This window comes from Rhodanobacter sp. TND4EL1 (assembly GCF_054061035.1).
Map to the genome: position 1 here is coordinate 857,731 of NZ_JBSSDT010000001.1, position 12,381 is coordinate 870,111.

Annotated in this window: 12 protein-coding genes and 1 pseudogene; 10 read left to right on the forward strand and 3 right to left on the reverse strand. The window is 62.1% G+C overall.

Translation table 11 applies throughout. The annotated features are described in order from the left end of the window. Positions 1–19: 19 nt before the first annotated feature. Entirely contained in the window at positions 20–889 is an 870-nt protein-coding gene (locus tag ACVWWQ_RS03995) for an NmrA/HSCARG family protein (protein ID WP_133949799.1), read from the reverse strand. 103 nt (positions 890–992) lie between these two features. Between ACVWWQ_RS03995 and ACVWWQ_RS04000 the strand changes: the two genes are divergently transcribed. Beyond that, a complete protein-coding gene (locus tag ACVWWQ_RS04000) occupies positions 993–1,892 on the forward strand; it encodes a LysR family transcriptional regulator (protein ID WP_133950909.1) in 900 nt (299 codons plus the stop codon). Positions 1,893–2,105: 213 nt separating this feature from the next. Here the strand turns inward: ACVWWQ_RS04000 and ACVWWQ_RS04005 are convergent, their stop codons facing one another. After that, positions 2,106–3,728, reverse strand: a complete 1,623-nt coding sequence (locus tag ACVWWQ_RS04005; RefSeq protein WP_133949797.1) for a PAS domain-containing protein — start codon at positions 3,726–3,728, stop codon at positions 2,106–2,108. Positions 3,729–4,138: 410 nt separating this feature from the next. Here ACVWWQ_RS04005 and ACVWWQ_RS04010 point away from each other — a divergent pair, with 410 nt between their 5' ends. The 8 genes from ACVWWQ_RS04010 (at position 4,139) to ACVWWQ_RS04045 (ending at position 11,250) form a co-directional block, all read left to right on the forward strand. After that, complete coding sequence (locus tag ACVWWQ_RS04010; protein WP_099651798.1) at positions 4,139–4,594, forward strand: MarR family winged helix-turn-helix transcriptional regulator; 456 nt, start codon at positions 4,139–4,141, stop codon at positions 4,592–4,594. A gap of 57 nt (positions 4,595–4,651) precedes the next feature. Then, on the forward strand, positions 4,652–5,275 hold the full coding sequence (locus ACVWWQ_RS04015) for a glutathione S-transferase family protein (protein WP_133949795.1): 624 nt from the start codon (positions 4,652–4,654) through the stop codon (positions 5,273–5,275). Positions 5,276–5,341: 66 nt separating this feature from the next. After that, positions 5,342–5,776 (forward strand): VOC family protein, encoded by a 435-nt coding sequence (locus ACVWWQ_RS04020; RefSeq protein WP_133949793.1) that lies wholly within the window; start codon positions 5,342–5,344, stop codon positions 5,774–5,776. Continuing rightward, a complete protein-coding gene (locus tag ACVWWQ_RS04025) occupies positions 5,773–6,477 on the forward strand; it encodes a DUF899 domain-containing protein (protein ID WP_133949791.1) in 705 nt (234 codons plus the stop codon). The genes ACVWWQ_RS04020 and ACVWWQ_RS04025 overlap by 4 nt, the downstream gene beginning before the upstream one ends. A 22-nt stretch (positions 6,478–6,499) precedes the next feature. Further along, positions 6,500–6,733 (forward strand): ArsR/SmtB family transcription factor, encoded by a 234-nt coding sequence (locus tag ACVWWQ_RS04030; protein WP_457383304.1) that lies wholly within the window; start codon positions 6,500–6,502, stop codon positions 6,731–6,733. Between the two features lie 54 nt (positions 6,734–6,787). After that, entirely contained in the window at positions 6,788–7,297 is a 510-nt protein-coding gene (locus ACVWWQ_RS04035) for an SRPBCC family protein (RefSeq protein WP_133949790.1), read from the forward strand. Positions 7,298–7,809: 512 nt separating this feature from the next. Then, positions 7,810–8,106, forward strand: a complete 297-nt coding sequence (locus ACVWWQ_RS04040) for a hypothetical protein (protein WP_133949789.1) — start codon at positions 7,810–7,812, stop codon at positions 8,104–8,106. Between the two features lie 180 nt (positions 8,107–8,286). Then, positions 8,287–11,250, forward strand: coding sequence for an EAL domain-containing protein (locus tag ACVWWQ_RS04045; RefSeq protein ID WP_133949788.1), 2,964 nt, complete (start codon positions 8,287–8,289; stop codon positions 11,248–11,250). A 65-nt stretch (positions 11,251–11,315) separates the two neighbouring features. Here ACVWWQ_RS04045 and ACVWWQ_RS04050 read toward each other — a convergent pair. Continuing rightward, positions 11,316–11,549 (reverse strand): annotated as a pseudogene (locus ACVWWQ_RS04050) (HigA family addiction module antitoxin); the annotation flags it as partial. 114 nt (positions 11,550–11,663) lie between these two features. On the opposite strand from ACVWWQ_RS04050, the gene ACVWWQ_RS04055 reads away from it, so the two are divergent. Next, on the forward strand, positions 11,664–12,380 hold the full coding sequence (locus ACVWWQ_RS04055) for a transposase (RefSeq protein ID WP_133949784.1): 717 nt from the start codon (positions 11,664–11,666) through the stop codon (positions 12,378–12,380). Position 12,381: the final 1 nt, after the last annotated feature.

A 12,381-nucleotide genomic window follows, 5' to 3' on the forward strand; every position in this document is an offset into this window, starting at 1 on the left:
TCTCCCTGGTTCTTGATCATCAGGCGGCAGCGACGATGCCGGAGACGAGTTCGCGATAGGTGTCCAGCGGCCTGCCCAGAAGCGCAGTCAGCCGCGCCACGTCGCCTTGCTCGGGAACCATGCCGTCGCTGAGAAAGCGCTCGGTCATCAGCCGCATGTCAAACGCCATCCACGCCGGCATGAACTGGCGCAGGTTCTGTTCGAAGGCGGCGGTGTCGTCACCGCCGTAGGCGATCGTGCGACCCAGCGCCTCGGACCAGATAGCCGCCACGTCATCGCCGGTCAGCGTGTCCGGGCCGACGACATTGAGCGTGGTCGAGGGCAAAAGCGCGTCGGACTGCTCGCGACGCAGAAGCTCCAGCGCAGCGATCTCGGCAAGGTCGCGGGTGTCCACCATGGCCAGCCCCTTGTTGCCGACCGGCATCGGATAGACACCGTGGCCGAGGACGACATCCTTGATGGTGAGTTCGTTACTCATGAAATACGCAGGGCGCAGAATCGTGGCGCTGAATCCCATCGCTTCGATCATTCGTTCGACGCCGAACTTGCCCGCGAAGTGCGGCACGTTGACGTAGACATCGCTGTGAATGACCGAGAGATAGACGACCCGTTTGATCCCGGCCTCGCGGGCCACGTTGAGCGCGACAAGCGCCTGGGTGAACTCATCCGGCACGACGCCGTTGAGCAGGAAAAGCGTCGATACGCCATCAAACGCGCTGCGCAGCGAATCGACATCGAGGAAGTCGCCCTGCACCGTGGTGACGCCTGCCGGCAGATCCGCCTTGGCGGGATCGCGCACCAGGGCGCGCACGTCGGCGCCGCGTCTGGCGAGTTGATCGATGACCTGGCGGCCGATGTTTCCGGTAGAGCCTGTAACGAGAATAGTCATGGTGTTTCTCCTGTGCGTTGAAGGGACAGGAGAACTATCCGCGGCTCACAAGTGGGCCGATAGACCTTATATTGGTACCCAATGTCTCACTGGTGAAACCATGATGGATTTCCTCGCGCTGTCCGACTTCAACCTGGTGGCCCGCCATGGCGGGTTTGGACCAGCCGTGCGCGCCAGCGGTCGCCCCAAGGCGACACTTTCGCGCCGAGTCGCCCAGCTGGAAGCCTCGCTCGGGTTGCGCCTGTTCGAGCGAGGCGCGCGTTCCTTGAAACTCACCGAGGAAGGTCGCGCGCTTTATGAGCGAACGAGCGCGCTGATGAGCGAAATCGATGAGGTGGTCGCCAACATCGCGTCGCGAGGCGATCAACCCCGCGGCCGGTTGCGCATCAGCGCTCCCTTGCTGATATCGCAGACCGCCATGGGGAAAATTGCGGCGGGGTTCGCGCTGAAACACCCCGAGGTGCGACTGGAGGTCACGACGGAAGACCGCGCCGTCAACCTGGTGGAGGAAGGGTATGACCTGGTCATCCGGGTCAACCCGGATGCCGACGAGAACCTGATAGGACGCATCTTTCTGCACGACCGGTTGGTGGTCGTCGCCAGGCAGGATCTGGCACGGCCCGAAGCAGGCCAGTCCGCGCCCGCGGTGGTGCGCGGCGTTGGCGCGCAACCGACAAGCTGGGAGGTGATGACAGCCACTGGAAAATCACGCATCTCCATCCAGCCGATACTTCGATTGTCATCGCTGGTGATGGTCCGGGACGCCGTGCGGGCCGGCGTCGGAGCGGCGCAGCTGCCCATCTCCCTGGTCAGCCATGATCTGGCGGCAGGCACGCTGCAGCACTGGGGCGACGTGCAGGGCACCGACATTGCGTTGTGGGTGCTTTACCCATCACGGCGACTGTTGAGCGCGCGCGTATCCGCCTTCGTGGACTATCTGAAAGAGGCCTTCCCTACCGGCTCACCCGACGAACTTGCCGCTTACCTTGAGCCGAATGCCTGAACGGCTTGAACCCGCCATCGAGCATGAGCGGTGTACGCCACCCACTTCAAACCAGCTCAAACTCGTTGAACGGAATCCGTGACGCTTGCGCAAGTCACGAGCCTCTTTCCGATAGCGCCCGGTGACACGCCGTGCACCCACCGAAAGGCCCAGGCAAACGCCGCATCACTCCCTTGGTGACCGTGTCGTCATGCGGGCACCCGATGACGCTTTTTACGAGTGAACGCACACGCCCAGCGAATCGCTCTTGGCCTGATACATGGCGACGTCTGCGGCACGCAAATACTCATCGGTTGTCGCGAAACCGGCCTGGCTGCTGACCACGCCAATGCTTGCTCCGCTGGTCACGCTGTTCATGCCGATCTGATAGGGGGCCGCCAGCGCCCCCGCAATCTGTCGGGCCCGGTCAGTGGCACCGGCCTGATCGACCGACTCGAGCAGCACGATGAACTCGTCGCCACTCATGCGGGCGACCAGATCAACAGCCCGTACACAGGACTCCAGCCGGCGAGCCACCTGCTGCAACAACTGGTCGCCCGCATGATGTCCCAGCGTGTCATTGACGGCCTTGAACTGATCCAGGTCCAGCAGCAGCACGGCGAACATCGTGGAGTGGTGTCGTGTCAGCGCGTCATCACCTTTCGAAGCCGCGTCTTGCTGCAGCGCGATGGCGTGCTCAAGGCGAGCGCGGAACAACGGCCGCCCGGGCAGGTTGGTCAAGGCGTCGTAAGAACTGCCGCGTTCCGCCAGATCGCTCAGTGATCCGGCCATCCGCACGGCCATGCCGTCTTCGAACTGGGCGACCCCGCGCCAATTGACCCACACCAATCGGCCCGATCCGAGACGAGCGCGAAAATCCACTGAAAAGTTCGGGCGGTGGCCGGACAGGTGCCGGCGGTACGCGGTCTGCACGCGCTCATGGTCATCCGGGTCCATGAGCTGCTGGAGAAAGTGCCAGCCGCCCTCATGCAGGTTGCCGGTGTCGCTCAGCCCGACAATCTCATGGAAGCGCTGGGACACATGCAGGACGTCCGTTTTCAGGTTCCAATCCCAGATACCGTCATTGGATCCGCGAGTGGCCAGCGAATAACGGTCGTCGGATTGCACCAGCTCGAGCTCGGTGCTTTTCTGCCGGGTCACGTCGATCATCAGGCCGATCATGCGATTCGGCCGCCCCTTGTCGACAACCACGCGACACAGGTCGCGCACCCATACGACCTTGCCGGACTTGGCCATCAGCCGGTAATTCATCTCGTACGCATAACTGTGCGTCGCGTTGTACGCGGCATCGTCAATGACCAGCGCCGCCGGCAAGTCATCGGGATGCACATGCAGCCGCCAGAAACGCGGGTCGGAGCGCCACTCTTCCACCGTGTAGCCGAAAAGCCGCTCGACCTGCGGACTCAGGAACGTGTTGCCCACGCCGAGCTCGGCTTCCCAGACGACACCGTCGATGGTTTCCAGCAGCCGCAGGAAGCGTTGACGGACCTCCATCAAGACCTGTTCGGTGATCTCGGTGATCTCGATCAGGACGCCCTGCCGACTGATCACCCGATTCGCTGCGTCGGACTCCGGCTGAAGCTGCAAACGCATCCAGCGATAGTCCGAGTTTGCCAGGCGCAGCCGGAACACCGGCATGCCTGATCGCAAGGTGCCGATGTCGTCGGGATGCACAAAATCAAGCAGGGACTGGCCCAGCGCCCCATCCACCGAATGGCCCGTGAGCTTGTGCCAGGCGGGATTCAAATAGGTGATGATCCACGACGCGTCCGTTTGCACCACCGCCTCGGGCAGCAGCTGCAGCAGTTGTCCGGACAGCGTGGAATGGGCAGGCATGTGTCGGCTATGTTCACCGAAGCGCCAGCATCCAGTCCAGCCCTTGAGTGTGCGAGCTGGGCCAGATGATGAGCCCATCGGCCGCGATGGCGGCGGTTTCGGGAACAGGCGGCAGAATCGGTTTTCCAGGGACCTCGCACCATCAACGTGCACCCTTCCCCCTGTTTTTGGATCGGGGCGAAGCAGCCGTGACGGCGAAAACAGCCGAAGAAGACGTGGCCAATCAAGCCCATCCTCACACACCACCGCCTCGGACGCGCCTCGCCGAATGGCTGGGCGCGACTAGCGCGGCGGGTGCCTCCATTCCGCCGCGGTATCAGGACGGGACCATCGTGGTGGCAATTCAGGCAACCGCAGCCTCGGAAAGCGGTACTTGACTGTCCATTTATGTGCATATACACCTATACGCCATGACGCCCGACGCCGCCCTCTTTGCCACCACCCGTTGCCTGTGCCTCGCGGCGCGACGCGCGGCCCGCACCATCACGCGCGAGTTCGACCAGGCATTGCGGCCACATGGCCTGCGCGCCACCCAGTTCACTTTGCTGTCGGCGCTGCATCTGGCCGGATCGAAGGCCATCGGCGAACTGGCCGAGCTTCTCTCCGCTGACCGCACCACCCTGACCCGCAACCTTGCCCTCGCCGAACAGAACGGCTGGGTGACATTGCGCACTGATCCCGCCGATGCGCGTTCGCGCGTGGCCACGATCACCCGCAAGGGGAATCGCACGCTCGTTGCAGCCATGCCCAGTTGGAGCGCCACCCAGCAACGGCTGCTCAAGGACATCGGCGAACCCGCCGCGGCAAGCCTGCATCGCCTTGCCGGCGGGCCATGCGTGATGCCACTGCCCCCGCAGGGCGAGTGATGCCCGCACCCGTATCAGAAAACCACCGCCGTTTCACGGCATTCGAGGAGACGCCCCATGAAACTTTACTGGTTCGATGTCACTTCCCCGCGCAAAGTCTGCGCGGTCGCGAAATATCTGCAGTCGCCAATCGAGTACGCGTATGTCGATCTTGGCCGCGGCGAGCACAAGACGCCGACATACCTGGCACTCAACCCCAACGGCAAGGTGCCGACGCTCGTCGACGGCACGCGCGTGCTGTGGGAGGCCGACGCGATCATGTGCCATCTGGCCGCGCGCGCGGACTCGGACCTGTGGCCGCAGGATGATCGCCAGATCGAGGCCTTGCGCTGGCTGAGCTGGGCGGGCCAGGAATTCAATCCGGTGGTCAGCCAGCTCTACGTCGAATACATCATCAAGCCGCGCTTCAATCTTGGTGAGCCCGATGCCGGGGCGGTGACGCGCGCGCAGGACGGGTTCCGCCGGCTTGCCGCGATCCTCGAAAGCCATCTGCAAGGTCGTCGCTGGCTGGTCGGCAAAGCGCTCACGGTGGCCGACTTCGCGCTCGCCATCACCCTGCCCTATGCCGAACCCGCGCACATCCCGCTCACCGAATTCCCCGCCGTCCAACGCTGGCACGAAACGCTGTGCGAAATCGACGCATGGCGCGAACCGTTTCCCGAAATCACCGTCGCCGCCTGAGCCGGGGCGATCGATTTCCGTCACGCCGTCGTTCAGTCCACTTCCGTCCCGCAAGAGGAAACTCGCATGAACCTGGTCAGCTACCTTTTCTTCAAGGACAACGCCGCAGAGGCGTTCGATTTCTATGCCCGCGCCCTCGGCGGCAAGGTCACGATGAAGGTGACCATGGGCGAAATGCCCGGCAACGAAACACTGCCGGCAGAAGCCCGCGATCTTGTCGCCCATGTGCGACTGGAAGTCGGCGACGCCGTGTTGATGGGCTCCGACTGGTGCGGACCGACCGCCGAGCCGTACCCCGGCATCCATGGCAACGCGGTGTCGCTGACCGTCGAGCAACCGGCTGAAGCCGAGCGCGCATTCAAGGCGCTCAGCGAAGGTGGACAGGTGACGATGCCGATCGCCGAAACATCGTGGGCCTTGCGTTTCGGCATGCTCACCGATCGCTTCGGTGCCAAGTGGATGGTCAACTGCAACCGCCCTGTGGGAGGGGACAACCCATGAACGCTCCCACCATCACCACGCGCGCAAAATGGCTGGAAGCCCGCAAGGCGTTGTTCGAGAAAGAACGCGCCATGACCCACCAGCTCGAGGCATTGCATGCCGAGCGACGCCGCCTGCCCTGGGTGCAGCTCGACAAGCGCTACACGTTCCAAAGCCCCGAGGGCACCGTCGAACTCAGCGACCTGTTTGGACAGCAAAGCCAGCTCGCGATCTACCACTTCATGCTTGCCCCCGACTCGCACCATCTTTGTCCGGGGTGTTCATTGCTGATGGATCACGTCGATGCCGCGCGCCGGCATTTCGAGCATGCCGACCTCGCCTTCGCGGCCGTGTCGCGCGCGCCGGTGGAACGCATCGAAGAGGTTCGGCGACGCATGGGCTGGACCTTCCCCTGGGTATCCTCCGGAGAAAGCGCCTTCAACTACGACTTCGGCGTCTCGTTCACCGAAGCCGATCGCGCAGCGGGCCGCGCAAGTTACAACTACGGCCTTACCGGCATCACCAAGAGTCCGGACATGTTCGGCGTCAGCATCTTCGCCAGGGACGATGCCGGTGAGATCTTCCACACCTACTCGACGTACCACCGCGGCGTGGAACTTCTGGTCGGCGCGTTCAACTGGCTGGATCTCGTTCCGAAGGGCCGCAACGAGGACGCCGGCACCATGAGTTGGGTGCGCCTGCATGACGAATACGCAGACTGACTGCATCGCCCTGGCGCGGGAAGTGAGCCAGCCAGCGATCTCCAAGCACCTGAAAGTGCTGGAGCGCGCCGGCCTCATCTCGATGGACGTCGATGCACAACGACGCCCACGCAAACTGGAACCGAAGCGATTGCAAGAGGCCGTGGATTGGATCGAACGTTACCGCGAAATTTTTGAACAGAACTACCAGCGTCTCGATGCGTTGCTCGATGAACTCCAGGCCAAACCGTCCAGGCGCAAACAGGCAAAAAAATAGCGACAACATGCCGCCCTTCATCCTCATGGCGGTGCGCAACCACGATGAACCACCATGGAGAAGACCATGCCCAAACCCGCAGAAGTGACACTCCCCAGTGATCGTGAAGTCCGCGTCACACGTAGCTTCAACGCGCCCCGCCAACTGGTGTGGGATGCGCATACCCGCCCCGAACTCGTGCGGAAATGGCAGGGTTACGACGGCTGGGACATGCCGGTGTGCGACATGGATGTCCGCGTCGGCGGCAAATACCGATGGCAGTGGAAAAACCGCGAAGACGGCAACGGATTCGGCTTCCTCGGTACGTTCACCGAAGTCGACGCCCCATCCAGGCTGGCCCACGAACAATACTTCGACCCGGGCGACATGGACTTCGCCATGCCAACGGGCGATCCATGCATCGTGTCACTTGAACTCAGTGAGCAGGACGGCGTCACCACGCTCGTCTGCAATCTGACGTTTGCGTCGAAGCAGGCGCGTGAAGATGCAGTCTCCACCGGCATGACCGACGGCATGGAGCACAGCTACACCCGCCTCGACGAGATGCTCAAAACTGCGCAATGAAGTAGAAGACGGTGCCCGGCAGAGAGGTAAGCACATGAAGCCCGAGGTGGCAGTAGCAAGTCTGAAATAGCACCCGCGGAATTCAACTTCATCTGCAACGGTTTCGCGCGCTCGGCGACGAACGCTTCCAGCACATGGAAACCACTCGGGGACGCTCAGGGCGGGCCGCGCGAGGGAAAGATCCCATTAGCCACGTCCCCTTATCTTTCTTGTCACCATGAAGGCGGTGGCTCACCGAAACCGGAGACCACCGAAACCGGGAGCACAGTCTGAGGTTTTCCCACCAACCCCCTTCCCTTAGTCAATCAACACCTTGCGAATAATGTCTCTGAGATGCTCCAGGTTTGACGGACGCCTTTCTTTCCAACACGCACCAGCCCGTCACAGCTGACTGGACCCTACCCAACATCGTGACCAGAGACTAGTATTCTCGGCAGCCCGGTCGCGGGATGCCGGAGCGACGAGGGGACGCGCGGAAGGTTACTTTCGGCAAAGGGACTCAGGGGGAAAATATGCATCGTTTGATCGCTGCCGTCTTCACGACGGCCATGGCGCTGTGCGCCAGTGCGGCATGGGCAGACGGGACTTTCATCGCGGCACCCAATCGCACCGATATGGTCATCGACACGGCGCGGCAGATGATCTACATCGCCAACGGCACCCAGGTGCTTCGCTACGACCTGAGTTGCGACTGCCAGACGACGCCAATCACCCTTGGTGGCGCGATCAAGGGCATGAACCTGTCACCCGAAAAAACAGGGGTCAGAGTGCACTTTAATTGCACGAGGCCCGTGGAAAGTCGACTCTGACCCCTGTTTTCGCTGGTGGAAAGTCGACTCTGCCCCCTGTTTTCTGACCCCCTGTTTTCCGACCCCTGTTTCCCAAGCCAGCTTTTTCCCCCGTTCTTGTCAAGAATTCCGAGCTTGGCCGATAACTGGTTAAAGGCTGCAGGCGTGCTTTGACGCTTCAGCAATGACGGGGAGCGGGTAATGGTGTCAGTCGTGCGTTTTCCTGTCTCGGCCGAGGCGATCACACGCGAACGGCGTATCGGCCAGCTGGTGAAGCGCTTGGGCGGGGCGCCCGACATGGGTGCCTTTGCACGTATTGCAGCCGAGTTCCTCGAAGGTGAGGGCTTGGCCAACGTGCTGGTCGGCTGGCGGATTGCATCGCTCGTTGCGGAGGTTCATGACGAGTCGATCATCCGCGAAGTTGACCAGGAGCTGGCCCGACGTGCGCGAGAAGGAACTGGCTGGTCGGCGGACGAGGAACGGCAGCGGATCGCGTGCGTCATCTATTCTGACCCGGGCCGTTCCGAGTTCAACGTTGTTTGCGATGGAAGCGACGACTCGCGGCCACGCATTGGGGAGCTGGCGGAACTGCTTGGACCGCTGGCCGAGACCATGTTCGAAAAATGCCACGTCGCCGATTCGGAGCGGCAGCGCACCCATTCGGAGCAACTGCAGTCGGCACTGTTCGCGATCGCGGACATGGCCAGTTCGGAGATGGACCTGGGTGACATGCTGCATGAACTGCACGCCATCGTCGGGCGTTTCATGTATGCCGAGAACTTCTACATTGCGCTCTACGACGAGCAACAAGACTCGCTTCGCTTCATCTATCTCAAGGACACGACCGATCCCATCGTGCGGGACGCGAACGAGTTCATCCCGATGTCGGTGATGAAGGGTGGACTCACCTGGCACCTCGTCCGTGATGGCAAGCCATTGATGGGAACGCTGGACGAAATCGATGCCCAGCTTGGGCGGCCGGCGCGCGATATTGGAATGGACTGCTTTGACTGGCTGGGAGTCCCTGCCATCGTTGGCGATGTGGTGCGTGGCGTGCTGGTGGTGCAGAGCTACGTGGAGCGGCCTCGCTACACGCCCGGCGACCAGGCACTGCTCACGTACGTGGGTAGCCACATCGTCACCGCCGTGGACCGGAAGCTGGCCAAGGAAGAGTTGGAACGCCGCGTGGCTCAGCGCACCGAGGAACTCGAGCACAGCGTACGGGTCCAGAAGGCGCTGTTCCGCATCGCTGAGCTTTCGCATACAGCAAGGAATCTTGACGCGTTCTACGGCGCGGTGCACCAGGTCGTCGGTGAGTTCTTCGATGCCCGGAACTTCTATATCGCCATGCTTTCGCAAGACGGCAAGATGCTTGAGTTCCCGTACTTCGTGGACCAGTTCGACACCAAGCCGACCAGCCGGCCCCTCGGGATCGGGATCACCGAATACGGCATGCGCTACGGAAAGCCCCTCAAGCTGGATATGCGCAATCCGGACGACATTGCACTGGTTGAGGAACTCGACAGGCGTAGCGAGCTTCGGGGAACCAGTGATAATTGCGTCGCCTGGCTCGGCGTGCCGCTGGTGCTGGGCGAGCGCGTCGTCGGGCTGCTGGCGGTCCAGAGCTACAGTGAAGGCGTCAACTTCACCGAGCGCGATCGCGAGATCCTGACTTTCATCTCCTACCAGATCGTCAATGGACTGGAACGCCAGCGCGCCGCGTCCGCGCTACTGGATGCCTACGGCGACCTCGAGCGCCGCGTTGAAGAACGGACGGCCGAATTGTCCGAGCAGATCGAAGAGCGCGAGCGCATCGAACAGCGCCTCAAACACCAGGTCATGCATGATTCCCTCACCGGCCTTCCAAACCGGGCCTACCTGCGCGACCGGCTGATGCGGGCGATGGGGCAGCGGGAACGCGAGCCGGGCTGCGATTTTGCCGTGCTTTTCGTCGACCTGGACCGGTTCAAGGTCATCAACGACAGTGTCGGCCATCTTGTCGGCGATGAGCTGCTGCAAGAAGTTGCACGTCGCCTCTCGGACTGCGTGCGTAGCGGGAGCGACATGGTCGCACGTCTTGGCGGAGACGAGTTCGCCGTCTACATGGAGGTCGACGGCACCGATGGCTCCGTGCATATGGCGCAACGGATCCTCGCTTCGCTGAGCGAACCCGTGCGCATCGGGGGCAAGGAACTGTTCACCGGCGCCAGCGTCGGCATAGCAATGTACGCATCGCACTACACATCGCCCGAGGACATCCTGCGCGACGCCGACATCGCCATGTACCGTGCCAAGTCGGGCGGGCGCCATCGCTTCGAGTTGTTCAACTCGCTGTTGCACGAGCAGGCACTGTCTCTGTTGGAAATAGAGAGCGACTTGCGTCGAGGCATGACCCGGCAGGAGTTCATTCCCCACTTCCAACCCATCGTCCGGCTGGGCGACGCCAGCATTGTTGGCTACGAAGCCCTGATGCGGTGGAATCACCCGGCCAAGGGCATCCTCGCGCCTGGCACCTTCCTCCATGTTGCAGAAGCGAGCGGGATGATGGAGGCGCTGGACTGGCAGATCTTCGAGCGGGCCATGCGGGCGATCCCGCAGCTTCTGGGCCGCGGCCAATACGTCAACCTCAACTTCTCCCCACGCCATTTCCGCTCCCCCGAAATCGACGTCCGCTTCCTCGATCTGATTGCGACCTGCGGGATCAGCCCGCGCCAGGTACGTATCGAGGTGACCGAAGGCGCGCTACTGGAGAATCCTGAGCAGATCACCGCCGTATTCCGGCGACTGCACAACAGCGGAGTGGAGATTGCACTGGACGATTTCGGAACCGGTTACTCATCTTTGAGCTACCTGCACCGATTCAGCATGCATACGCTCAAAATCGACCGCTCGTTCGTCAGCGACCTGCGCGCCAACGAGGAACGGAGCACGACCGCGGTGGTGCGTGCAATCATGGCGTTGTCGAAATCCCAGCGGATGGAAGTCGTTGCTGAGGGCATCGAAACGTCGGAACAGCGCGAAGCATTGGTGACACTTGGTTGCGAGCTGGGGCAGGGGTTCTACTTCGGCCGGCCGCAATCATTGGCGGCCATATTGGTGTCGCGTGAGGCAGGGCTAAAAGCGAAACAGGGGTCAGAGTGCACTTCAATTGCACGAGGTCCGTAGAAAGTCGACTCTGTCGCCTGTTTCCGAGCGCCTGTCAAAAACGGGGGTGAACCCGATGAACGTATCTACGCGGCGATCCGTTCGATCTGCTCGACAGCCTTCCCCAAGGCGCGATGGGCTTCTTCCAGATCGAAATCAGCCTGCAGACCAAGCCAGAATCGTTCGCTGGTCCCCAATGCAACGGCCAGGCGCACGGCGGTATCCGCCGTTACACCGCGCTTGCCGAGCACGATTTCGTTGATGCGGCGTGGCGGCACGCCAGCCGCGCGCGCCAAGGCGTTCTGACTGATGCCCATCGGCGTCTGCCGAAACCGGGGTCAGAGTGCACTTTCCGACGAAATGCCGTGGTATGCCCCGGCAGCTCGCGACCGATTGCGCTGGAACACTGGCGATCTGCCCGCACGGAAGCCGCCATGCCCCGCCAACCACGACTCGACCTCGCTCATATCCCTCAGCACGTTGTCCAGCGTGGCAATGATCGCCAGCCGTGCTTCTTTACCGACGTGGATCGCGTGCGTTACCTGCAAGACTTGCGCGAAATCTCGCTGCGCGAAGGCTGCTACGTCCATGCGTATGTGCTGATGACCAATCACGTGCATCTGTTGATGACGCCCGCCGCCAGCGGACAGATCGCGCGGGTGATGCAATCTCTGGGGCGGCGCTACGTGCGTTACGTCAACGATCGCTACCGGCGCACCGGCACGTTATGGGAAGGCCGCTACAAGTCATCACTGGTAGATCGGGAAACCTACCTGCTGCACTGCTACCGCTATATCGAGTTGAACCCGGTCCGTGCGCGCATGACTGCCGACCCGCTGGACTACCCGTGGTCAAGCCACGCACACAATGCGTTCGGCCACGACGACCCGCTGATCCATCCGCACCCGACCTATCTGGCGTTGGGCAGAACAGACCAAGAGCGACATCGCGCGTACCGCGCCATCGCCATGGAAAACCTGTCCCAAGATCATCTCGACGCCATCCGCACCCACCTTCATCGCCAACACGCCCTGGGTTCCGATCACTTCCGCACCGCTGTCGAAGCGCAACTCTCGCGCCGTGCGGGACCGGCCAAGATCGGGCGGCCGCGGAAAACGCTCCAGAAGCGAACATCAGAAAGTGCACTCTGAC

Bases quoted from the DNA above. Each gene is read 5' to 3' on its own strand.
- ACVWWQ_RS03995 (WP_133949799.1), bottom strand. From the start codon at position 889: ATGACTATTCTCGTTACAGGCTCTACCGGAAACATCGGCCGCCAGGTC.
- ACVWWQ_RS04000 (WP_133950909.1), top strand. From the start codon at position 993: ATGGATTTCCTCGCGCTGTCCGACTTCAACCTGGTGGCCCGCCATGGC.
- ACVWWQ_RS04005 (WP_133949797.1), bottom strand. From the start codon at position 3,728: ATGCCTGCCCATTCCACGCTGTCCGGACAACTGCTGCAGCTGCTGCCC.
- ACVWWQ_RS04010 (WP_099651798.1), top strand. From the start codon at position 4,139: ATGACGCCCGACGCCGCCCTCTTTGCCACCACCCGTTGCCTGTGCCTC.
- ACVWWQ_RS04015 (WP_133949795.1), top strand. From the start codon at position 4,652: ATGAAACTTTACTGGTTCGATGTCACTTCCCCGCGCAAAGTCTGCGCG.
- ACVWWQ_RS04020 (WP_133949793.1), top strand. From the start codon at position 5,342: ATGAACCTGGTCAGCTACCTTTTCTTCAAGGACAACGCCGCAGAGGCG.
- ACVWWQ_RS04025 (WP_133949791.1), top strand. From the start codon at position 5,773: ATGAACGCTCCCACCATCACCACGCGCGCAAAATGGCTGGAAGCCCGC.
- ACVWWQ_RS04035 (WP_133949790.1), top strand. From the start codon at position 6,788: ATGGAGAAGACCATGCCCAAACCCGCAGAAGTGACACTCCCCAGTGAT.
- ACVWWQ_RS04040 (WP_133949789.1), top strand. From the start codon at position 7,810: ATGCATCGTTTGATCGCTGCCGTCTTCACGACGGCCATGGCGCTGTGC.
- ACVWWQ_RS04045 (WP_133949788.1), top strand. From the start codon at position 8,287: ATGGTGTCAGTCGTGCGTTTTCCTGTCTCGGCCGAGGCGATCACACGC.
- ACVWWQ_RS04055 (WP_133949784.1), top strand. From the start codon at position 11,664: ATGCCCCGCCAACCACGACTCGACCTCGCTCATATCCCTCAGCACGTT.